The organism is Microtetraspora malaysiensis (genome assembly GCF_001528665.1).
GTDB lineage: Bacteria > Actinomycetota > Actinomycetes > Streptosporangiales > Streptosporangiaceae > Microtetraspora_A > Microtetraspora_A malaysiensis.
In genome coordinates, this window is the sequence record NZ_BBYJ01000004.1 from 365,010 (window position 1) to 385,567 (window position 20,558).

The 20,558-nt window shown below is 71.3% G+C and carries 22 protein-coding genes; 10 read left to right on the plus strand and 12 right to left on the minus strand.

The genetic code is table 11. The features are described 5' to 3' along the window. Positions 1-179 precede the first annotated feature (179 nt). Genes AWQ71_RS01590 through AWQ71_RS01600 form a run of 3 tightly spaced genes read right to left on the minus strand, consistent with a single transcriptional unit; the run spans position 180 to position 2,278 of the window. On the minus strand, positions 180-1,286 hold the full coding sequence (locus AWQ71_RS01590) for a sensor histidine kinase (RefSeq protein WP_067125283.1): 1,107 nt from the start codon (positions 1,284-1,286) through the stop codon (positions 180-182). Beyond that, on the minus strand, positions 1,283-1,963 hold the full coding sequence (locus tag AWQ71_RS01595; RefSeq protein WP_067125285.1) for a response regulator transcription factor: 681 nt from the start codon (positions 1,961-1,963) through the stop codon (positions 1,283-1,285). Before AWQ71_RS01595 ends, AWQ71_RS01590 begins: the two co-directional genes overlap by 4 nt. Before the next feature lie 39 nt (positions 1,964-2,002). Continuing rightward, a complete protein-coding gene (locus AWQ71_RS01600; RefSeq protein ID WP_067125287.1) occupies positions 2,003-2,278 on the minus strand; it encodes a hypothetical protein in 276 nt (91 codons plus the stop codon). Between the two features lie 214 nt (positions 2,279-2,492). On the opposite strand from AWQ71_RS01600, the gene AWQ71_RS01605 reads away from it, so the two are divergent. The 3 genes from AWQ71_RS01605 to AWQ71_RS01615 all read left to right on the plus strand — a co-directional run bounded on the left by AWQ71_RS01605 (position 2,493) and on the right by AWQ71_RS01615 (position 4,615). Then, positions 2,493-2,867, plus strand: coding sequence for a phage holin family protein (locus AWQ71_RS01605; protein WP_067125288.1), 375 nt, complete (start codon positions 2,493-2,495; stop codon positions 2,865-2,867). Between the two features lie 177 nt (positions 2,868-3,044). Next, positions 3,045-4,079 (plus strand): amidohydrolase family protein, encoded by a 1,035-nt coding sequence (locus tag AWQ71_RS01610; protein ID WP_245658057.1) that lies wholly within the window; start codon positions 3,045-3,047, stop codon positions 4,077-4,079. Beyond that, entirely contained in the window at positions 4,076-4,615 is a 540-nt protein-coding gene (locus tag AWQ71_RS01615) for a cysteine dioxygenase (protein ID WP_067125290.1), read from the plus strand. The genes AWQ71_RS01610 and AWQ71_RS01615 overlap by 4 nt, the downstream gene beginning before the upstream one ends. On the opposite strand, the gene AWQ71_RS01620 is transcribed toward AWQ71_RS01615, so the two are convergent. From AWQ71_RS01620 to AWQ71_RS01630, 3 genes are all read right to left on the minus strand, one after another. Further along, positions 4,579-5,793 (minus strand): MFS transporter, encoded by a 1,215-nt coding sequence (locus AWQ71_RS01620; RefSeq protein WP_067126095.1) that lies wholly within the window; start codon positions 5,791-5,793, stop codon positions 4,579-4,581. The genes AWQ71_RS01615 and AWQ71_RS01620 overlap by 37 nt on opposite strands. A 62-nt stretch (positions 5,794-5,855) precedes the next feature. Beyond that, positions 5,856-7,466: a thiamine pyrophosphate-dependent enzyme gene (locus tag AWQ71_RS01625; RefSeq protein ID WP_067125293.1), complete on the minus strand. Its 1,611-nt coding sequence runs from the start codon at positions 7,464-7,466 to the stop codon at positions 5,856-5,858. A gap of 129 nt (positions 7,467-7,595) precedes the next feature. Next, the gene (locus AWQ71_RS01630; protein WP_169806497.1) at positions 7,596-8,018 is read right to left on the minus strand and encodes a RidA family protein; all 423 of its coding nucleotides are present in this window, start codon (positions 8,016-8,018) and stop codon (positions 7,596-7,598) included. Positions 8,019-8,183: 165 nt separating this feature from the next. On the opposite strand from AWQ71_RS01630, the gene AWQ71_RS01635 reads away from it, so the two are divergent. From AWQ71_RS01635 to AWQ71_RS01645, 3 genes are all read left to right on the plus strand, one after another. Continuing rightward, positions 8,184-9,227, plus strand: coding sequence for a LacI family DNA-binding transcriptional regulator (locus AWQ71_RS01635; protein WP_369407180.1), 1,044 nt, complete (start codon positions 8,184-8,186; stop codon positions 9,225-9,227). Positions 9,228-9,377: 150 nt separating this feature from the next. After that, complete coding sequence (locus AWQ71_RS01640; RefSeq protein ID WP_067125296.1) at positions 9,378-9,941, plus strand: PadR family transcriptional regulator; 564 nt, start codon at positions 9,378-9,380, stop codon at positions 9,939-9,941. Beyond that, entirely contained in the window at positions 9,938-10,918 is a 981-nt protein-coding gene (locus AWQ71_RS01645; RefSeq protein WP_067125299.1) for a hypothetical protein, read from the plus strand. Before AWQ71_RS01640 ends, AWQ71_RS01645 begins: the two co-directional genes overlap by 4 nt. A gap of 88 nt (positions 10,919-11,006) precedes the next feature. On the opposite strand, the gene AWQ71_RS01650 is transcribed toward AWQ71_RS01645, so the two are convergent. The 3 genes from AWQ71_RS01650 to AWQ71_RS01660 form a co-directional block, all read right to left on the minus strand. Beyond that, a complete protein-coding gene (locus tag AWQ71_RS01650; protein ID WP_067125302.1) occupies positions 11,007-11,897 on the minus strand; it encodes a carbohydrate ABC transporter permease in 891 nt (296 codons plus the stop codon). A gap of 49 nt (positions 11,898-11,946) precedes the next feature. After that, on the minus strand, positions 11,947-12,825 hold the full coding sequence (locus AWQ71_RS01655; protein WP_245658058.1) for a carbohydrate ABC transporter permease: 879 nt from the start codon (positions 12,823-12,825) through the stop codon (positions 11,947-11,949). A gap of 138 nt (positions 12,826-12,963) precedes the next feature. Further along, entirely contained in the window at positions 12,964-14,247 is a 1,284-nt protein-coding gene (locus tag AWQ71_RS01660) for an ABC transporter substrate-binding protein (protein WP_067125308.1), read from the minus strand. A 239-nt stretch (positions 14,248-14,486) separates the two neighbouring features. On the opposite strand from AWQ71_RS01660, the gene AWQ71_RS01665 reads away from it, so the two are divergent. Continuing rightward, a complete protein-coding gene (locus AWQ71_RS01665; RefSeq protein ID WP_084258326.1) occupies positions 14,487-16,619 on the plus strand; it encodes an ABC transporter ATP-binding protein in 2,133 nt (710 codons plus the stop codon). A 104-nt stretch (positions 16,620-16,723) separates the two neighbouring features. Here AWQ71_RS01665 and AWQ71_RS01670 read toward each other — a convergent pair whose 3' ends face one another. Continuing rightward, positions 16,724-17,128 carry a MerR family transcriptional regulator gene (locus AWQ71_RS01670; protein ID WP_067125314.1) on the minus strand — a complete coding sequence of 135 codons (405 nt, stop codon included), beginning with the start codon at positions 17,126-17,128 and terminating at the stop codon, positions 16,724-16,726. A gap of 97 nt (positions 17,129-17,225) precedes the next feature. After that, positions 17,226-17,693 carry a MarR family winged helix-turn-helix transcriptional regulator gene (locus tag AWQ71_RS01675; RefSeq protein ID WP_245658059.1) on the minus strand — a complete coding sequence of 156 codons (468 nt, stop codon included), beginning with the start codon at positions 17,691-17,693 and terminating at the stop codon, positions 17,226-17,228. A 183-nt stretch (positions 17,694-17,876) separates the two neighbouring features. On the opposite strand from AWQ71_RS01675, the gene AWQ71_RS01680 reads away from it, so the two are divergent. Genes AWQ71_RS01680 through AWQ71_RS01685 form a run of 3 tightly spaced genes read left to right on the plus strand, consistent with a single transcriptional unit; the run spans position 17,877 to position 19,767 of the window. Beyond that, the gene (locus AWQ71_RS01680) at positions 17,877-18,698 is read left to right on the plus strand and encodes an SDR family oxidoreductase (protein ID WP_067125319.1); all 822 of its coding nucleotides are present in this window, start codon (positions 17,877-17,879) and stop codon (positions 18,696-18,698) included. After that, a complete protein-coding gene (locus AWQ71_RS41240; protein WP_157570129.1) occupies positions 18,695-18,859 on the plus strand; it encodes a hypothetical protein in 165 nt (54 codons plus the stop codon). The genes AWQ71_RS01680 and AWQ71_RS41240 overlap by 4 nt, the downstream gene beginning before the upstream one ends. Continuing rightward, positions 18,856-19,767, plus strand: coding sequence for an aldo/keto reductase (locus AWQ71_RS01685; protein WP_067125323.1), 912 nt, complete (start codon positions 18,856-18,858; stop codon positions 19,765-19,767). The genes AWQ71_RS41240 and AWQ71_RS01685 overlap by 4 nt, the downstream gene beginning before the upstream one ends. Before the next feature lie 44 nt (positions 19,768-19,811). On the opposite strand, the gene AWQ71_RS01690 is transcribed toward AWQ71_RS01685, so the two are convergent. Next, positions 19,812-20,558, minus strand: a complete 747-nt coding sequence (locus AWQ71_RS01690; RefSeq protein WP_084258328.1) for a TetR/AcrR family transcriptional regulator — start codon at positions 20,556-20,558, stop codon at positions 19,812-19,814.

Sequence of the window (20,558 nt, forward strand, 5' to 3'; positions counted from 1 at the left end):
GCGTCCTTATCGGCAAAAGTCTTATCGGTGGAGCCATGGCCCCCTTGACCTGCTTCCACAGTACCGACGGCCACACCACGGGCGGGTCATGTCACGGTGGGGTTTCCACCTCGGTCGGCGGCCTTCGACAAGGCCACGCAAGATCAACCGCCTCCCCTCGGAAACGGCGCTCAGGGCGCTTATACGCCCTCACGGAGGGGGACGTCGGGCTCGCGCACGGGGAGGTCGGCCCTGTGGAGGGGGAGGTCGAGCCGGACCAGCGTGCCCCCGCCGGGGGCGGCGCTCGCCGAGACGCTGCCTCTGTGGCTGTCCACGACCTGGCGCACGATGGCGAGCCCCAGCCCCGACCCGGGCCTGGACCGCGCGCCCGGCGCCCGGTAGAACCGGTCGAAGACATGCGGCAGATCCTCGGGGGCGATCCCCGCCCCATGGTCGCGTACGGTCACCACGCCGCCGACCTGGCGCACCTCGACGGCGCTTCCCGGCGGGCTGTACTTGCCCGCATTGTCGAGCAGGTTGGCCACCGCCCGGGACAGGCGATCGGACACACCCCGCACCACCGCCGGCTGCACCGAGACCCGGTACGACGCGGACGGCCAGTGCGCGGAGGCCCGTGCCACCTCTCGGGCGATCACCTCGTCGATACGCACGTCCTCGACCAGCGCGGCCGGCTCCTCGTCCCTGGCCAGCTCGACCACGTCGGAGATCAGCACGGTCAGCTCCTCGAGACCGGCGGTCACCGATTTGCTGATCTCGTCTCGGTCCTCCGGCGTGAGCCCGCCCCTGATCAGCAGTTCGACGTTCGTCCGGAGCGCGGTCAATGGGGTGCGCAGCTCGTGTGACGCGTCCGCGACCAGGCGTTTCTGCGCCCGGGCGGAACGCTCCAGGGCGTCGAGCATCGTGTTGAAGCTGCGGGCCAGGCTGCCCAGCTCGTCGTCCTTGCCGACCTTGATGCGGGTCGTGAGGTCGCGCGTGGTGGCGACCCGCTCGGCGGCGTCCTTCAGGGTGCCGACCGGCCGCAACCCTGTGTACGCGGCGATCCAGCCCAGGCCGCCCGACAGCACGAGCCCGCCGAGAGCGGCGGCGAGGAACGGCCAGCCGAGATCGTCGACGTCCCCCAAAGCGGCCAGCGCCCCGGTCGGCGGCCGGTCCGGCCACGCGTCGTAGCTCCCGAGCGCGCTCTCGACCCTCCGGCAGGTGATCAGGTACGCGGCGACGATGGCGACGATCACACTGATCGCCGCGGCCAGCGCCGAGGCGAGGGCGAGCCGCCAGCGGATCTTCACAACTGCTCCCTGAGCGTGTACCCGAGGCCGTGCACGGTGTGGATCAGCCTCGGCTCCCCGCACGCCTCGGTTTTCCGCCGCAGATAGCGGATGTAGACCTCCAGGGAGTTGGAACCCGGAGTGAACTCGTATCCCCAGATGCGTTCAAGGATGATCTCGCGGGTGAGCACCTGGCCTCCGTTGGACATGAGCAGGTCGAGCAGCGCGAACTCGGTCCTCGTCAGGTCGATGACGCGCGCGCCCCGCCGGACCTGCCTGTTCTCGGGCAGCAGCACCAGGTCCGCGTACCGCGTGACCGGCCCGGCCGGCGCCGTACGGCGGAGCAGGGCGCGCACCCGCGCGAACAACTCCTCCAGCGCGAACGGCTTGATCAGGTAGTCGTCGGCCCCCGCGTCCAGGCCGACGACCCGGTCACCGACGCCGCCGAGGGCGGTCAGCATGAGCACGGGGGTGCGGTCGCCGCTCCCGCGGAGCCTCCGGCAGACCTCCAGGCCGTCCATGTTCGGCATCATCACGTCGAGGACGACCAGGTCAGGTTGGGTTCCGATGATCGAGGCGAGGGCGGTCACACCGTCGGCCGCGCCGGCGACCTGGTATCCCTCCAGCCGCAGCGCGCGGGCGACCGCGTTGCGCACCCCTGGTTCGTCGTCCACGACGAGGACACGTGTGTCGGCCACGGCGCCATCATGCACCGACGGCCGGGCCCTCGCCCATAGTCACGCGTCAGGATGCTCGGCGAGGTACGCGATGTAGACGGGACGCAACGCCTCTCCGAGACGACCCTCTCCCGCCGCCATGGCATCGCTGAGCAGCGCGGACACCCGGCTGAGGTCGTTGGCCGTCTCCTCACGATCTCCGCTGGCCGCCTCCGCCGCCGGAATCGCCTTCAGCAGACGCCAGAGGAATCCGAGGTCACCGTGTCGTACGGCATAGCGGACGGCGCGATCGTGCAGCTCCCGGGCGGACAGCCCCTCAAGGTCTTCCACGTCCATCCTCCCCACCCCCATCGAGGTGATTTCCCCAGATTTGCGGCAATTAATGCTCAATGTCCGGTTAGAAGCGGGCCATTCCTCGCCCGGGCGCGACGCGGCGACCTTCTTTGCGGCGGAACGGACGCCTCCCCAGCCCCCCGATGACGAGCCCCGTCGGCTTTTGCCGAAACCCAGACATGCCCACGGCGCGCCCTGGCGTGGAAGACTCGTTTGCGTGAAGGTCATCATCAAGGTTCTGATCGTCGCGGCCGCACTGTGGGCGTCCACCAAGCTGGTGAACGGCATCGTGCTCACCGCAGACACCACCTCCAAACAGATCGGCACGCTGCTCGCGGTCGCGCTGATCTTCGGCCTGGTGAACGCGGTCATCAAGCCGGTCATCAAGTTCGTGGGCTGCGCGTTCTACGTGCTCACGTTCGGCCTCTTCGCACTGGTGGTCAACGCCGGCCTGCTCCTGCTCACCAGCTGGGCGTCCGAGCAGCTCAAACTGCCGTTCCACGTCAGCGGGTTCATGGCCGCCTTCTGGGGCGCGATCCTCATCGGCGTGATCAGCTGGATCCTGGAGCTGATCCTCCGCGTCAACGACTGACGGCCCGCCTCACCTCCGTTCCCGCCCCCCGCATCACCGGCCCGCGCCGCCCCGACCGCTCCCCGGTCGCCGGGCGGCGCGGCCGTCTCACCTCGGCACACACGCTCGGCATCCGCCATCCCGGTCGCAATAACCCTTATTATGGGTAGGGAATAACGTGAAGCCGGGAGGGTGAGGATGAGCATCGATGTCCACCAGCATCTCTGGACGCCACCGTTCGTCGACGCCCTGCGCCGCCGTACCGCGCCGCCCCGCCTGGACGGCTGGACCCTCCTCCTGGACGGCGAGCCCCCGTACGAGGTGGACCCGGCGGACCACGACCCGGCCGTCCGGGCTCAGCGGGCCGCGGGGCTGGACCTCGCCCTGGTCTCCCTGTCCAGCCCGCTCGGGATCGAGCACCTGCCGCCGGACGAGGCGTGGCCGCTGATCGACGCCTACCACGCGGGGGCGCTGCCCGCCCCGTTCCGCGCCTGGGCCGCCGCCCCGGTGACCGACCCCGATCCGGTACGGCTGTCGCGCACCCTGGACGAGGGCTTCGTCGGGCTCCAGCTCCCGGCCACCGCGCTGCTGGACGCGGCGGGCTTCGCGGCCGTGGCCCCGCTGCTCGACGTGCTCACCGAGCGCGGGCTCCCGCTGTTCGTCCATCCGGGACCGGCCGCCGCCCCGCCCGGGAGCCCGCCCTGGTGGGCCCCGGTCGTGCCGTACGTGCAGCAGATGCACGCGGCCTGGTACGCGTTCCGAGCCGTGGGGCGCCCCCGGCATCCCACCCTGCGGGTCTGTTTCGCCCTGCTCGCGGGGCTGGCGCCGCTCCACTCTGAACGCGCCATGAACCGGGGGGCACCCGGCCGCGGCCGGGTGGACCCGGACGTGTTCGTCGAGACGTCCTCCTACGGGCCGCGGGCCGTCGACGCGATGATCCGGGAGCTCGGCATCGACGTCATCGTCACCGGATCGGACCAGCCGTACGCGGAGGCCGCGTGGCCGGACCTCGGCGCCGCGGCCCGCCACGCCGTCGGCACGGCGAACGCGCTGCGCCTGCTGGACGGCTCGCGGCACGCGGCGGCGCGGCCGACGGCGCGCCCGGAGCCGCTGCCACGCGCCCACCGGCGCCCCGAACAGGACACGCACCAGTACACCCACCAGCGCCCCCGACCACACACCCGACCGCCGCTGCCCCCGACGGCGCCGACAGGAAAGGAACCGCAGCCATGAGCACGCCCACAGCCCAGGTCGCCGGGAGCGACACGCCCTATGAGCGGCTGCCGGCCCGCGCGCTGGACCGCCGGGAGCTGGCGGCTCTCGTCGACGACCTCGCCGCCCGGCCCGAGCTGTGGAAGGAGCACCTCGGCTTCGAGGGGAGCGAGGACGGCGGCCGCCACTACGCCTCGCTCCATCGGGACGCGTACGTGGACGTGTGGCTGCTGTGCTGGCGGCCCGAGGACGACACCGGGTGGCACGACCACGACGTCTCCTCCGGCGCGGTCCGGGTGGTGAACGGCACCCTCAAGGAGAGCAACCCCAGGATCGGCGGCCGGCACCTGGAGACGACCGTCACGGCGGGCGACTCGTTCTCCTTCGGGCCGGACCACATCCACCGGCTGACCGGCGTCGAGCACGGCAGCGTGTCGATCCACGCCTACTCGCCGCCCCTGTGGCGTCTGGGGCAGTACTCCATCGGCGACGACGGGATGATGCGCCGGCTGTCGGTCAGCTACGCCGACGAGCTGCGTCCGCTCGATCCGGCCTGAGCCCGGCGGTCCTCGGGGCGTCCGGCCAGGCAGCCGAACAGGAGCTGGACGGCGCACGCGCCGAGGCCGACGAGCAGCGGCAGCGTCCAGGTCCCGGACACCTCGTGCAGCAGGCCGAACAGGATCGGGCCGACCGCGGCCAGGGCGTACCCGCTGGACTGGGCGACGGCGGAGAGCGCGGTCACCGAGGCCGGATCCGGCGCGCGCAGCGCGATGATGAGCAGGGCCAGCGCGATGGCGGCGCCCTGTCCCAGGCCGAGGATGATCATCCACAGCCAGGGGACCGTCGCGGGGGCCAGCAGCACCCCGACGTACCCGGCGGCGGTGAGCAGCACCGCGACCACGATGTGCGGCACCTGCGACCGCGCGTTGCCCGCGTGCGCGGGCACGGTCAGCGTCGCCGCGATCTGGGCCAGGTTCGTCAGGCCGAGCAGGTATCCCGCCTCGTCGGCGGCGAGGCCCGCGTCCTGGAAGATCGTGGGCAGCCAGGCCAGCATGACGTAGAACGTCAGCGACTGCAGGCCCAGGAACGCGGTCACGAACCACGTCATCCGGCTGCCGAGCAGCGTCAGGTACGGCCGGTGCCCGGCCGGCGCCTTCTTGATCGACGGGCGGCGGAACGCCTGCGGAGCCCAGAACACGGCGGCGACGACCGCGAGCACCGCCGCCGATCCGGCCGCCGCCCGCCAGCCGTACTCGCCGGCCAGCGGGACCATACCGGCCGAGGCCCCGGCGGCTCCGGCCACCAGGCACGAGACGTAGACCGCGGTGTAGAGCCCGACTTTGGACGGGAAGTGCTGCTTGACGATCGCCGGCATGGCGACGTTCATGATCGCGATGGCGGCCCCGGCGAGGGCGGATCCGCCGTACAGGGCGGCGAGGCCGTCCACGCTGCGCAGGATCACCCCGGCGGCGAGGAGGATCAGGCCGACGAGCAGCGTGCGGTCCAGGCCGATCCGCCCGGCGAGCGCGGGGGCCAGCGGCGCGAGCAGGCCGAGGCAGGCCACCATGATCGTGGTGATCGCGCCGCCCGCGGCCGGAGTGAGCCCGAGATCCCGCATGATGTCGCTGAGCAGCGGTGACACGCCCGCGAGCGCGGGCCGGAGATTCAGCGCCGCGAGGACGAACCCCACGATCAGCAGCACCCGGCCCGGCCCGGCCGAACGTTCCCTTTTCATGCCGGGCATGTCAGAACGGGCATTCCGTGCCGTCCCGTCCATGAATGCCATGAAAAAGCCCCCTAAGGATGAAACTCGGTATCAGGGATGACCGTTACCTCCAGGAGCAGCGGCTCCGTACGGGAACCCAGATCGGGGACGATCTCGTCGAGGACCGCCACCAGGTCGTCGTAGGAGTCCACCCGGGTCGCCGGACAGCCGAACGAACGGGCCATCGCCGACAGGCTGACCTCCGTGAACGCCGGCCAGGGCGCCTTTCCCGCGCCGTTCTTCTCCGCCAGCCGGTCCATCACCGCGTACCGGCCGTTCGCCAGCACGACGAAGAGCGCGCCGACGCCGTAGTGCGCGGCGCTCCACAGCGCCTGGATCCCGTAGATCGCCGAGCCGTCCCCCGCCACCGCCACGACCGGCCGGTACGGCACGGCCATGCGCAGCCCTACCGCCGCCGGCAGGGCGAACCCGAGCCCGCCCATGGCCGCCGAGAGGAACCCGAGCGGCCGCCGCGCGGGCATCAGCCGGTGCAGGTCCGGCCGGGACGACGGGGTCTCCTCCACCACGACCGCCTCCGGCGGGAGCCGCAGAGCGAGCTCGTGCATGACGTGGGCCGCCCGGAGCGGCTCCCCCGGCGCCGGCCTGGACGGCGCCGCGGCCGCCCGCACGACGCCCTCCGCCGGGCGGGGCCGGGCCGGCAGCAGCGCGGCGAGCCGGGCCGCGACCACGCCCGGATCGGCCAGGAAGGCCAGCTCGGCGGGGCTGCGGTGGACCTCGGCCGGGTCGTCGCTGACGATCGCGACGCGAGTCCCGGGCTCGACCAGCGGCCCCGGCTCGTACGGGTACTGGCGGAAGACGGGAGCTCCGACCGCGAGGACGGCGTCGTGCCGCCGGAGCGCGGCGCGCAGCCCGGCCCGCCCGGCGGGCAGGATCCCGGCGAACAGCGGGTGGTCCTGGGGGAAGCCCGCCCGGGCCCCGAACGACTCCTGCCACACCGGGCAGCCGAGCCGCTCGGCGAGCGCGACCAGCCCCTCCCAGACCCGCGGCGAGTCCGCGCCGGCTCCGGAGACGATGACCGGCGACTCGGCGGCCTCGATCAGGGCGACGAGCGGCGCGAGGTCGGCGTCGTCCACCGCCGTCGGCCGCGCCACGACCTGGGGCGCGGCCAGGACCGTGCCGTCCCAGTCGGCCGCCCAGTCGTCCATCGGGACGACGACCAGCGCGGGGCCGCGCCCGGTGACCGCCTCGTGTGCCGCGCGGGCGATCGCGCCCGGCACGTCCTGGGCGCGGGCCGGCTGGTCCACCCAGACCGGGTAGTCCCCCGCCAGGCCGTGCAGCCGCCCGGCCAGGAAGGGTTCGAGGGCGAGGTGCCGGCGGTCCTGCTGGCCCACCACGACCACGACCGGCGCGCGGTTCACCCGGGCGGTGGCGAGCGCACCGACCGCGTTGCCCAGCCCGGCGGTGGTGTGCAGCAGCGCGAGCGCCGGACGCTCCCGCGCCAGCGCCCAGCCGGTGGCCATGCCGACGACGGACCCCTCGTGCAGGGCGAGCACGAACTCCAGGTCCTCGGGCAGCCCCGCCAGCAGCGGGACCTCGGTGGATCCCGGGTTACTGAAGATCGTCGTCATGCCTGTACTGCGGAGCACGTCGAATGTCGCGTCCCGCACGGTGCCTGTTGTCATGACATTTCACCTCTTGCCCAGTGGGTCTACGCATACACCGCCCGATCGCCCGGCACAGGAACTATCCGATCTTCTCCATCAAGAGGCAAGAGAGATCGCGTCGACCTCGCCGGCGGTGTCGCTCGGGCGTCATCCCGGCACCACCGCCACGGAGGCGATCTCGACCAGCAGGTCTTCACGGGCCAGCCCGGCCACCACGCACAGGGAGTTGGCGGGATGGTCCCCCTCGGGGAACCACTCGGCGAAGACCTCGCCGATGCCGCGGCGCACGTCGGAAAGCGCCTCCCGGCTCGTGACCATCGTGAACAGCGAGGCCAGCCCCTCCGCCGGGGTCCCTCCGGCGTCCTCGATGACGGCGGCGATGTTGCGCAGCGCCTGGACGGTCTGCCCGTACGCGTCCGGGGCGATCGTTCCGTCGGGGGCGTTGCCGACCTGCCCGGCGATGTGGAGGACGGCGCCGCCCGGCGAGACGCGCGCCGCGTGGCTGTACATGCCGAGCGGCGGGGCGATCCGGTCCGTGCTGCGCCGCTCGACCAGCACCTGCTTCCCCATGACTTCCTCCATGACCCGCTCGCTTCCGCGCACGCCGCCGTCCCGGCGACGATCTCGTCCGTGACGTCGATCAAGATACGCAATTCCGCGCCGGTCACCGTAATCGGCGGCGTGACCCGGTTTGACAACGTTGTCACCATTTCTGAAATGCGGGATGATCCGGATGTGTCAGAGACGAGACGCGGTCGCCCGACCATGAACGACGTCGCCGCCGCCGCGGGGGTGGCGCTCAAGACCGTGTCGAGGGTCGTCAACAACGAGCCCGGCGTGAACGCCTCCACCGCGGAGCGGGTCCACGCCGCCATCGAGCGCCTCGGCTACCGGCGCAACGACGGCGCCAGGACGCTGCGCCGCGGCCGCACCGCGAGCATCGGCCTGGTGATCGAGGACGTCGCCGACCCGTTCTACTCCGGCCTGAGCAGGGCGGTCGAGGACATCGCGCTCGACGAGGGCTGCCTGGTCTTCACCGGTTCGTCCGGTGAGGACCCGGCACGCGAACGCGAGCTGGTGCTCGCCTTCTGCGCCCGGCGCGTGGACGGACTGATCATCGTGCCCGCGGGCACCGATCACGACTACCTCACCCCCGAGGTCGAGGCCGGCATCGCGGTGGCGTTCGCCGACCGGCCGCCCGGCGCGGGTCCGGACGCCGACACGGTCGTCTGCGACAACGCCGGCGGCGCCCGCACCGGCACCGAGCATCTGCTCGCCCACGGGCACCGCCGCATCGCGTTCCTCGCCGACGCGCCGTCGATCTTCACGGCGACCGAACGGTTGCGCGGCTACCGGGAAGCCCTCGCCGCGGCCGGCCTGCCGTACGACGAGGGGCTGGTCGCGATGGGGCGGCCCGACCAGGCGCGGATACTGGCCGACCTGCGGCGCCTGCTCCGGCTCGCCGACCCTCCGACCGCGCTGTTCACCGGGAACGGCCAGATCACGGTCGCCACCCTGCGCGCCCTCGCCGAAACCGCGGGGCCCGCGCCCACTGGCCGGGCGCCGTCGGCCGGGACGGTCGCCATCGTCGGCTTCGACGACTTCGAGCCGGCCGACCTGCTCGGCATCACGGTGATCGCGCAGGACCCGGTCGGCATGGGCCGCGCGGTGGCGGAGCTGCTCTTCCGCCGCCTGTCCGGCGAGAGCGGCCCGCCGCAGCGGCTGGAGCTGCCCACCCGCCTCGTCGTACGCGGATCGGGCGAGCGACCCCCCGCCTGAGGCGCCGTCCGCCGGCCCGCATCATCGGCCCTGCTCAGCATGGGGACAGCCCGCACTTCCCGCATGTGCCGGAGCAGATCAGGATCGCGCGCCGGTGGGCGGCCGCGCCGTTTCGTCGATATAGCCGTATACGAATGATAGTATTCGGACATGCCTTTGACCGCGGTGGACAATCCACTGACCCTGCGGCTGCTCGGCCTCCTGGTGGAGCAGCCGATGCACCAATACGCGCTGGCGGTCACGCTCAACGAGCGCTATCCGTACATGAACGCCAAGAGCGGCTCCGTCTACACGCTCGTACGGTCGCTGGAGGCGGCCGGATGGGTGGCCCCGACCGGCGTCGAGCAGATGGGCAACCGCCCTGCGCGTACCGTCTACGCCCTGACCGATCAGGGCTGGAACGTCTTCAAAGAGCGGGTGCGGCGGCAGATCCGCGAGGCCAAGGTGACCACCTCGGCGTTCGTGGACGCCCTGGCCTATCTCGGCGCGCTCGACCGAGCCGAGGCCCCGCATGTACTGCGCGAGCGGCAGGAGTCGCTGGAGGAGCGGATCGGGGAGCTGGAACGGGCGAGCGACCCCGGCTTGCCGGAGATCACCATGATCGAGGTCGATTTCATCCTGCACCAACTGCGCGCCGAAGCGGAATGGATCCGCGCGCTGATCTCGCGCATCGACGACGGCGAGCTGGCCTGGCCGGCGAAGGGACAGGCATGAGCGGATTGACGTACGGCATCTACGCGGCCAACCAGGTGGCCGCTACGGCGGGCCCGCCGGACGACCCCGCGGCCATCGACGGCCTGGTCAGCGGACTGAGCGGCGGACGGCCCTTCGTCGTTCGCGAATATATGCACTTCCTGGGAACGCCCGCAGACCCCGAGAAGGCACAGATCCTGGCGCCCGAGCGGCGGATGCGCGAGCTGACCATGCCCGACCAGTGGTACAGCACAGGGAACCGCCGGCTCGACCTGGTCTTGTGCTACCTGCCCACCGAGCGCGACCTCGACGGGTGGCTGGCCTTCATCGAGCAGGCCGTTCATCGATACGGGGCCATCGCGCGCTTCCTGCAGATCACCCTGGAGCCGAACTTCAAGCTGCCCTGGATCGACGGCAGCTCCCCCGGAGTCCTCGACGCCCTCACCACCGGGACGTGCCACGCCCGCCGCCTGCTCGACGCGGCCGGGCACCGTGACGTCCGGATCGGCTTCTCCGTCGCGGAACCACCCGAGTTCCTGGGCGGCGACGAGGAGTTCTGGGCGCACCTGGAGGCGCTCGCACCCGCGGACTTCGCGGCCCACGTCGACTACGTGGGCCTGGGGCTCTACCCGGACGCCTTCTCTCCCGTGCCCGAACCCGCCCTGGCCGGGCTCACCGAGCACGCACTGCGCCATCTGCGCGAGCAGAGCATGCCCCGCGCCCACCTCGGCCCGGACGTGCCCATTCACGTCGCCGAGAACGGCACCCCCACCGGGCCCGACCGCACGCCCGACGACCAGGCCTCCCGGCTCGGCATCATGATCCGTACGGTGGCCGCCGCCGCCACGCGCTACAACGTCACTCACTACGAGCTGTTCGGTCTCCGTGACGCCGACTCCGCCCGCGCCGAGCCGACCGCCCAGCTCGGGCTGACCACCAGCGGCTACCGGCCCAAGCCCGCCTACGACGTGTACCGCAAGCTGGTCGCCGAAAGCTGAGCACGCTCAACCCATGGCCGCGCCAAGCGCGCGGCCATGGGCCGTTCATGGTGCCGCGAGCCCTCGAATCCCCCGTCCGAGCCGGGGCTCAGCCCTTCAGCGCGCCCGCCATGAGGCCGCGCATGAAGAACCGGCCGAGCAGCACATACACGATCATGGTGGGGATCGACGCCAGGATCGCGGCCGCCATCTGCTGGCTGTACGGCACGGTCTGCGCGCCCGCGATGTTGTTGAGCATGACCGTCGTCGGCCACGAGCTGGGCGCGGTGAGGAAGACGGCGAACAGGAAGTCGTTCCACATCGACGTGAACTGCCAGATGACCACGACGGCGAACGCCGGGCCGGACACCGGCAGGATGATCGACCAGAACGTCCGGAGCATGCCCGCGCCGTCCACCCTGGACGCCTCGACCAGCTCGTCCGGGATCGTCACATAGTAGTTCCGGAAGATCAGCGTGCAGATCGGGATGCCGTACACCACGTGGGCGAGCGTCAGCCCGGGGATCCCGCCGTAGAGCTGGACGCCGAGCGCGTCGCCGAGATTCACCATGAGCTGGACCAGCGGGATCATCACGCCCTGGTACGGGATGAACATGCCGAACAGGAACAGGGTGAACACCAGATCGGCGCCGGGGAACCGCCACTTCGACAGCACGTACCCGTTCATCGAGCCGAGGACGGCGGAGATCACCGACCCCGGCACGGCGAGCAGCAGGCTGTTGACGACGCCGGGCTGGAGCTTCTCCCACGCCACGCTCCACGCCTCGGTCGTCCAGACCTTCGGCAGGTTCCACGCCTGGGAGGGGTCGGCCTCCGAGAGCGGCTTGAAGCTGGTCACCACCAGCACGTAGACCGGGATCAGGAACACCACGACGAAGACCAGCAGCAGCGCCGGCCGCACCCACCGGGCGAGCGCCGCCCGCCGCCGGGCCCGCGCCACCGGGTCGGCCCGCCGTACGACCTCCTGTGCGACGCTCATGACTCCTCCCCGCGCGGCGACTCGACGCCGCGTCCGTCGGCTCGCTCGCTCATGGCCTGTTTCCCTTGCGCGCGTTCCACACCAGATACGGAATGACGAAGACGGCGACCGAGAGCACGATGTACGCCGCGATCGTGGCCCCCTTGGCCGGGTCGTGCGAGTCGAAGACGGCCGTCCACATGAAGACCGCTGGCACGTCGGTGATGATCTGCTTGCCGGACACCGCCACGATCAGGTCGAAGACCTTCAGCGAGATGTGCCCGAGGATGATCAGGGCCGACAGGGTCACCGGGCGCAGCATCGGCAGCACGATGTACCGGTAGACCTGCCACTCGCCGCAGCCGTCCACCCGGGCGGACTCGCGCAGCTCGTCCGGCACGCTCCGGAAGCCCGCCAAGAACAACGCCATGACATATCCGGACATCTGCCAGATCGCGGGGATCGCCATCGCGGCCATCCCCCAGTCCGGATCGCGGAACCACTGCCATTCCAGGAAGCCCAGCCCGAGATGGCTGAACAGGCTGTTCAGCCCGACCGCCTGCTCCCCCATGCCGCTGTTCATCAGCCACCGCCACACCACGCCGGTGGCGATGAAGGAGACGGCCATGGGGAACAGGTAGACCGCCCGGAACCCGCCCTCCCCGCGGATGCCCTTCTCCATCAGGAAAGCCAGGAACCAGCCGAGGACGAGTGCCCCGCCGACGAAGACGACCGTGAAGACGATCGCGTGCCGGACCGAGATCCCCCAACGCTCCTGATCCCAGATGCCGGCGAAGTTCTCCAGCCCGACGAAGCTCCCCTGGGAGATCTCGTCGTGCTGATCGCTCATCGCGACCTTGAAGTTCCAGCCGAGCAGGCCGTACACGAAGACCGCGATGGCGACGATCGACGGCGACACCAGGAGCAGACCGGGCAGCCACCTGCGCACCCGTCTCAATTGCACCTCTCAACGTCGAGGACGCGCCCGCCCGTGGGCCGCGGCGCGTCCGATGTGCTCCGCGAGCGACGAGACCGCGGCGCCCGCCGGACCGGAGCCGGAACCGGCGCGCGCCGTACGGACGTCAGGTCACTGCCCGCTGTTCTTGGCGGCGTCGGCCAGCGCCTGCTGGAACTTGGCGATGTCGTGGTCCTGCTGGAAGAGGCCGACGGCGTCGTTGATCGCGGCACGCCAGGCGTCGTTCGCGACGACACCGTGCTGGATGGAGCCCGCCAGCTTGTCGCTCGCCCACTGCTCCAGATCCCAGGCGAGATAGTCCTGGTAGAGCGACTTGTCGGCGTCCTTGCGGGCCGGGATCGAACCCTTCTTGGGGTTGAAGGCGTCCTGGCCCTCCTTGCTGGCGGCGACCTTCAGCCACGCCACCGCGCCGTCCCGGTTGGGAGCGCCCTTGGGCAGGGTGAAACTGTCCGACAGCCACATGAAGGTGCCGTCCGTGCCGGGAGAGGCGGCCCAGTCGAAATCGGTCTTGGACGTCTTGCCGAGGCCGCCGGGGGCCGGGTTGTGGAAGTAGCCGTAGGCCCAGTCACCCATGATGTTGAACGCGGCCGCGCCGTCGGCGACCTGCTTGGCCGCCGGCTGCCAGTCCTCCTGCGGCGTCCCGGCGTACGACAGGATCGTCTTGAAGTTCTCCAGCGCCTTCGTCACGTTCGCGCCGGACCAGTCGGCGTTCGCCGTCCACAACTGGTTGTACGCGTCGGTGCCGAGCGAGCCGAGCAGGACGCTCTCCAGCAGGTGGACGGCGGTCCACTGGGAGCCGATGGAGAGCGGGATCTTGCCGGTCTTCTTCACCTTGTCCAGATCGGCGATGAACTCGTCGATCGTCGTGGGCGCCGCGGAGATCCCGGCCTCCTTGAGGACCGACGGGTTGAACCAGAGGACGTTGGACCGGTGGATGTTCACCGGCACCGAGTAGACCTGGCCCTGGACCGAGATCTGGTCGATCAGCTCCTGCGGCAGCGCGTCCTTCAGCTTGAGCTCGTCATAGAGGAAGTTCAGCGGCTCCAGCTTGCCCGCCTTGATGTATCCCTGCAGCTCGGCGCCCGCGTGGCCCTGGAAGGTGTCCGGGGGCTGGTTGGCCTGGAGCTTGCTGGCCAGCAGCGCGCGGGCCTGGTCACCGGAACCGCCCGCGACGGCGGCGTCATAGAACGTGAAGTCGGAGTTGTTCTTCTCGAAGATCTCTCGCATGGCCTTCAGACCATCGGCCTCGCCGGGGCCGGTCCACCAGGAGAAGACCTCGACCTTCTTCTGCCCGGACTTCCCGTCACCGGCCGCCTTGTCGCCGCTTCCACAGGCTGTAAGGGTGAGCAGACCCGCCATCGAGACCGCCACGGCCGCCAACCACCGTCGCCTCATCGCACATCCCTTCGGGGTGTGTGGTCGTCGAAAATCCTTACCCCCGAGCACTGACAACGTTGTCAGCAAGAACCTTTATCAACCCACCTCGCACCGTCGGGCGTCAAGGGATCTTCGGCTACGCGCGGATAACGTCTCCGCATACAGCGCGCCGGAGGGAATCGCCTGTCTCCGGGGCCGTGTTCCTGGCCACCCGCCGCCGATGGGAAATGTCAGTGACGTTCGTCACACTGACTGCCATGACTGTGACGTCGCGGGGGGCGGGCGCAGGGGCGAGCCCGGAGACAGGCCCCACATCAGGATCAGGGTCCTCCTCGGAGCCCGGCGAGCAAGCGGCCGGAGCGCCGCCGCGCGCCCGTTCCGAGGAGGCAGCGCACGAAGGGAGAACGGCCGACACGCCGCACAGCACCGAAACCACCGAAACAGCGGACACGACACCCGATGGGAATCCGCCTGCGGCGACCGGGCCGGGCGGGCGGCCGGAGCCGGATCCGGAGCCGGACGACCTTCCGGACTTCTCCGACCTCAGCGCCAATCTCTGGCACGCGCACGACGACACGATGCGCGACATCGGCTTCTTCACCATCGCGCGCAGGCTGCCCGCGTTGATCGTCCAGGCCGTACGCATGGCCTGGGAGGCGAGCCGCCGGGACACGGCCGCCACCATCGGCCTCAGCCTGCTCGCCGGCGTCTTCACCGCGTTCGGGCTGCTGGCCACCACCGGCGTGCTGCAGGCGCTCCTGGCGGCCGGGCCGACGCCCGAGCGGGTGCGCGCGGCGCTGCCCGCGCTGCTCGCGGTCGGCGCGGCGGCGACGGTGCGCACCGGCCTCCAGGCGGGGGCCAACTGGGCGCAGAGCCGGCTCGAACCCCAGGTCAGCCGCATCGCCGAGAAACGGCTCTACGGCGTGACCAGCGACGTCCCGCTGGTCCGCTTCGACGACTCCGACTTCCACGACAGCCTGCAGCGGGCCCGCGTCCGCGGCGTCGACTCCTCCGACGCGGTCGTCGACTCGGCGATCGACGTGCTCACCGCCACGATCGGCCTCGGTGCCGCGGTCGGCGTCCTCGGCGTCCTCCACCCGGCGCTGCTGCCGCTGCTCGTCATCGCCGTCCTGCCCGACGCGTGGTCGACGGTCCGTTCCGCCCGGATGCGCTACACCACCATGCTGTCGCTCGTCCCCACCTACCGCCGCAAGTGGATCGTCAGCGAGTTGCTCGCCGTGCGGCCCACCGCGGCGGAGGTCCGCTCCTTCACCATGCGGGGCTTCCTGCTCCGGGTCTACGACCAGGTGGCCCGCGCCGAGCAGGCGGTCCTGGTCGCGCTGGCCCGGCGGCAGACGTTCGCCCGCCTCTTCGGCGAGGCGCTGGGCGGCCTCGGCACCGCCCTGATCTACGTCGCGCTCGGGCTGCTCCTCGCGTTCGGCGCGGTGCCGCTCGCCGTGGCCGGCACCGCCGTACTGGCGATCCGCTCGGGGCAGAACTCGCTCTCGAACCTGCTGTACGCGGTGAACCGGCTCTACGAGAACGGGCTCTACTTCACCGACTTCGTCGACTTCTGCGCGGCGGCCGAGACGGAGCGGACGCGGGAGCGGCAGGAGGCGCCGCCGGAGACGTTCGAGCGGATCGCCGCCGAAGACGTCACATTCCACTATCCCGGGGCGGAGAAGCCGGCCCTGCGCGGCGTGTCGGTCCGGATCGACCGCGGCGAGGTCGTCGCCCTCGTCGGCGAGAACGGCTCCGGCAAGACCACCCTGTCCCGGATCCTGGCCGGCCTGTACCTCCCGGACGGGGGCCGGGTCCTGTGGGACGACACCGACCTGAGCCGGGTGGACCCGCACCTGCTGCGCGGACAGATCGCGGTGATCGCCCAGGACCACAGCCACTGGCCGCTCAACGCGCGGCACAACATCACGATGGGCACCGAGAAGGGCGAGGAGGCGTTACGCCGGGCGGCAGAGGTGGCCGGGGCCGACGAGGTCATCGCCGAGCTGCCGCACGGCTACCACACGCTGCTCGACAAGCGGTTCAAGGACGGCCAGGAGCTGTCGGGCGGCCAGTGGCAGCGGATCGCCGTCGCGCGTGGCTTCTACCGGGACGCGCCGCTGCTGATCTGCGACGAGCCCACGGCCGCGCTCGACGCGCGGGCCGAGCACGCGCTCTTCGACCGGATCAGGCGGCACGCCGACGGGCGCACGGTGCTCCTCATCACGCACCGGCTGGCGAGCGTCCGCTACGCCGACCGGATCTACGTGCTCGATCACGGGCAGGTCGCCGAGCACGGCACGCACGACGAGCTCATGGCGCTCTCCGGCATCTACGCCGAGCTGTACAACCTCCAAGCCGAGGCGTACCGCGTGACCACCACCACCTGAGCACATCGCCCGAGGCAAGGCCCGGCCCGGGACGGCGGACGCCGCCGCGGGCCGGGCGCCCTGTCACCAAGCCACGGATCGAACCCGTGAGCGCCCTCCCCCGGTCAGGAGGCGGGCTCGTCCTGGCGCTCGCAGAGCCCGTCGGGGATGGCCAGCACGTCCCTGTAGAACTGGATCTTGTGCTGGATCGCCCCCTGCTGCCGTCGCAGGTCGGCGATCTTGTCCTCGACGGCCTGGTCGTGCGCCGCGAGCAGAGCGATCCGGTCGCTGATCGTGTGCTCGCCCGCACGGGTGAGCTCGGCGAAGCGCAGCATCTCGGCGATCGGCATGCCGGTGTCCCGCAGGCAGCGGATCATGCCGAGCCAGCCGATGTCTCCGTCGCTGAAGCGGCGCTGCCCCACGGCGTTGCGCTCGATCGGCTCCAGCAGCCCGATGCGCTCGTAATAGCGGAGCGTGTCCAGGCTGAACCCGGTCTCCTCGGCGGCCTGTCCCGGTGTGTAGGCGGTCACGCCTCCGATCGTGGCACGTGGAGCGTGCTCCAGGTCAAGCCGACCGGGCCGAGGCGCGGCACATGGTGCCCGGGGCACCACGAGGCGTCGTGGCGGGTTACCCCGCCTCGGCGGTCAGCCGTCGAGCCTGGTCACGGCCCACTTCGGCGGTCCGGTGGAGATAGTCGGCGATGATCCCCAGTTCCTCGGCCGTGTAGCGCTCGAGCGCCGCGCCGAATGCCTTGCCCGGGACCTCCCAAGCTTCCGCGGTGCGCGTGGCCGCGTCGGGAGCCAGGGCGACGAGCGCCCGTCTGCGGTCGTGCGGGTCGGGCTGCCGCTGTACGAAGCCCGCCTTCTCCAGGCGGTCGACCAGCCGTGAGGCCGATCCCGACGACAGGCCGGTGAGCCGGGCGATCTCCCCGGTCGTCACCGGACCGGGCTCCAGGTCGAGCAGCGCGATGCACTGCACGTCGGTGGGGTGCAGCCCGATCCGGTCGGCCATCGCCTGGTTGAACAGGCTGTAGGCGGCGTAATGCCGCTGGCTCTCCTCCGCGACGCGCGCGAGCAACTCCGCCCGGTTTGACACCTGGCACCTCCATGCTTCAAATTTGCCTTCGTCGCGCAGATATTTCTTCACGCACATTGTGTGCGACAAAGCATCTGCGTCACGTTCACATTCTATTCGGCTTCGCAAACGGGGATACGTGTGTCCTCGCCCCCGTGGCCGCGCAGGGCCCCGGCGGGCCACCACTGAAAAGGAGTCACCGAAATGACCGTTCTCGTCACCGGGAACCGCGGCGCCGTCGCCCGGACCCTCATCGGCCTGCTGCGTGAGCGCGGGCTCGCCGTCCGCGCCGCGTCCAGCCGGCCCGCCGGCCCGGAGACCATCCGGTGCGACCTCACCGACCCGTCCACCTTCGCCGCCGCGCTCAATGGCGTGACCTCGGTCTTCCTCTACGCCGAGCCCTCCCACATCGGCGCGTTCACCGAGGAGGCCGCCGCCGCCGGCGTCGAGCACATCGTGCTGCTGTCCTCCTCCTCGGTCCTCGCCCCGGACGCCGAGAAGAGCCCGCTGGCCACGTCGCACCTGGATGTGGAAAGGGCGCTCGACGCCTCCTCCCTCCACTCGACGTCGCTGCGGCCGGGAGCGTTCGCGAGCAACGCGCTCGCGTGGAGCTGGAGCCTGCGGTCGGGCCGGCCGATCAGCCTGCCCTTCCCCGGCGCGCACAGCGACCCGATCCACGAAGCCGACATCGCCGAGGCCGCCCTCGCCGTGCTCACCGATCCCGGCCTGGGCGGACGGCCGTACACCCTGACCGGTCCGGAGTCGCTGACCTTCGCCGAACAGCTCGACATCCTGAGCCGGGTGACCGGCCGGCCCTTCCCCTTCCGGCAGGTCACCCGCGAGGAATGGAAGCAGGAGATGGCCGAGCACATCCCCGCCTCCTACGCCGACTCCCTCCTGAACTGGTGGCAGTCCAGCGACGGCGTTCCCGTCCAGCCGACCCAGGCCGTGCCGGAGCTGACCGGACACCCCGCGCGCACCTTCGCGACCTGGGCGCGAGACCACGCGGGCGACTTCCGCGCATGACCGAGATCTCCCCCGTCCGGCGCCGGGGACCGGGCACGTCCTTCGAGATCACGGCCATCGGCGTCGTCGCCCGGGCGGTTGCGCCGGCGGCCGGCGACGCGTACGCCGACGCCGACCGGTTGCGCTGGAGTGCGCTCCAGCGTGCAGCGTGTACGCCATGAAACTCGCGTTGGGCGCCCTCCCGTTCGGCACCGCGGTGGACGAGGCCACCTCGTTCGCGATCCTGGACCGGTTCGCCGAGAGCGGCGGCACGATCGTGGACACCTCGAACAACTACTCCTTCTGGATCCCGGGAGCGACCGGGGACGAGAGCGAGCGCACGGTCGGCCGGTGGCTCGCCTCGCGCCGCGTACGCGACCGGATCACGGTGAGCACCAAGTGCGGGGCGCGTCCCACCGTCCCCGGCGACACCACGCTCGATTCAGCCGAGGGCCTCTCCGCGGCCACCGTCCGCGAGGCGGCCGAGGGCAGCCTGCGCCGGCTCGGCCTCGACCGCCTCGACATCTACTGGGCGCACATCGAGGACCGTTCCGTCCCGTTGGAGGAGACCGTCGAGGCGCTCGGCGAGCTGGCGGCGGCGGGCAAGGTCGGCGTGCTCGGCGCGAGCAACCATCCGGCCTGGCGGGTCGAGCGCGCCCGGCGGATCGCCGCCGGCCTCGGCCGGACGCCGTACACCTGCCTCCAACTGCGGCATTCCTACCTGCGCCCGCGTCCGGGCGTTCGGCTGCCGGAAGGCGGTCACGTCCAGGTGACCGAGGAGACCCTGGACTATGTGCGCTCGGAGCCGGACCTGACGCTCTGGGTCTACTCGTCGCTGCTCTCGGGCGCGTACACCGCCAAGCCGCTGCCCGAGCTGTACGACCACCCCGGGACGGCCCGGCGGCTCGCCGCTCTGGACGGCGTGGCGCGCGAGCTGGGCGCGACCCGCAACCAGGTCGTGCTGGCCTGGCTGCGCGCCCAGGGCATCCTGCCGATCGTGGGGGCCAGCTCGGCGGCCCAGCTCGACGAGCTGCTGGTCGAGGTGGACCTGGACCCGGCGCTGCGCGCCCGGCTGGACGAGCCCGCCTGATCTCCGGCGCGGAAGCCGGCTCGCGGGTCTTGCCCAGACACGACCTAGGAGGACGGCTCGGCCGGGCCCTCGGACGCGCGGCCGACAGACTCGGTGGCGGCGGACTCGGTGGCGGCGGACTCGGAGGCGTCCACGGCCGAATCGGAGAGGTGCTCGGACAGGTAGCGGCGGACCAGGCGCTTGCACTCGGCGATCAGGTCCGGGTCGCCTTGCGGGTGGGCGCGGAAGGCGAGCTTGAGCACGGCGTCGGCCGCCTCGACCGCGACGATGAACACCCGGCCGAGCCCCTCGTTCCTGGGCGCGCCGAGCAGTTCGATGGTGAGCGAGCGCAGCCGGTCGGCCACGATGACGTTGTTCTCCAAGGCCCGGTCGAGCATCCGCCGGGTCTCGGGCAGCGGGGGGCCGCCGGGCGTCGTGAGTATCTCGCCGAAGTCGACGACCCCGAAGCCCGGCGTCGTCCGTTTCATCGCGACGAACTCGTCGATGAACAGGTCCACGGCCTCGGTCCAGTCCCGCAGGGCGACCCCCGCCACCCGGGCGGCCAACCGGTCGAGGAAGGCGTCGAGGTTGCGCAGGGCGAGCGCCCGGACAAGTCCCTGCTTGTCAGGAAAGAACTGGTAGAAGGTCCCGATGGGCACCTCTGCCCGGCGGGCGACCTCCTTGGTGGTGAGCTGCTCGTAGCCGACCTCGTCGAGCAACAGGGCGCACTCGTCCAGCATCCGCTCGACCCGTTCGAGGCTGCGGCGCTGGGAGGGGCGGCGGCGCAGCGTTCCACCCGCGGCGTTCGTCAT

Bases quoted from the DNA above. Each gene is read 5' to 3' on its own strand.
- AWQ71_RS01660 (WP_067125308.1), bottom strand. From the start codon at position 14,247: ATGAGGCGACGGTGGTTGGCGGCCGTGGCGGTCTCGATGGCGGGTCTG.
- AWQ71_RS01685 (WP_067125323.1), top strand. From the start codon at position 18,856: ATGAAACTCGCGTTGGGCGCCCTCCCGTTCGGCACCGCGGTGGACGAG.
- AWQ71_RS01690 (WP_084258328.1), bottom strand. From the start codon at position 20,558: ATGACGAACGCCGCGGGTGGAACGCTGCGCCGCCGCCCCTCCCAGCGC.
- AWQ71_RS01600 (WP_067125287.1), bottom strand. From the start codon at position 2,278: ATGGACGTGGAAGACCTTGAGGGGCTGTCCGCCCGGGAGCTGCACGAT.
- AWQ71_RS01630 (WP_169806497.1), bottom strand. From the start codon at position 8,018: ATGGGGAAGCAGGTGCTGGTCGAGCGGCGCAGCACGGACCGGATCGCC.
- AWQ71_RS41240 (WP_157570129.1), top strand. From the start codon at position 18,695: ATGACCGAGATCTCCCCCGTCCGGCGCCGGGGACCGGGCACGTCCTTC.
- AWQ71_RS01680 (WP_067125319.1), top strand. From the start codon at position 17,877: ATGACCGTTCTCGTCACCGGGAACCGCGGCGCCGTCGCCCGGACCCTC.
- AWQ71_RS01640 (WP_067125296.1), top strand. From the start codon at position 9,378: ATGCCTTTGACCGCGGTGGACAATCCACTGACCCTGCGGCTGCTCGGC.
- AWQ71_RS01615 (WP_067125290.1), top strand. From the start codon at position 4,076: ATGAGCACGCCCACAGCCCAGGTCGCCGGGAGCGACACGCCCTATGAG.
- AWQ71_RS01645 (WP_067125299.1), top strand. From the start codon at position 9,938: ATGAGCGGATTGACGTACGGCATCTACGCGGCCAACCAGGTGGCCGCT.
- AWQ71_RS01625 (WP_067125293.1), bottom strand. From the start codon at position 7,466: ATGACAACAGGCACCGTGCGGGACGCGACATTCGACGTGCTCCGCAGT.
- AWQ71_RS01620 (WP_067126095.1), bottom strand. From the start codon at position 5,793: ATGAAAAGGGAACGTTCGGCCGGGCCGGGCCGGGTGCTGCTGATCGTG.
- AWQ71_RS01650 (WP_067125302.1), bottom strand. From the start codon at position 11,897: ATGAGCGTCGCACAGGAGGTCGTACGGCGGGCCGACCCGGTGGCGCGG.
- AWQ71_RS01665 (WP_084258326.1), top strand. From the start codon at position 14,487: ATGACTGTGACGTCGCGGGGGGCGGGCGCAGGGGCGAGCCCGGAGACA.
- AWQ71_RS01610 (WP_245658057.1), top strand. From the start codon at position 3,045: ATGAGCATCGATGTCCACCAGCATCTCTGGACGCCACCGTTCGTCGAC.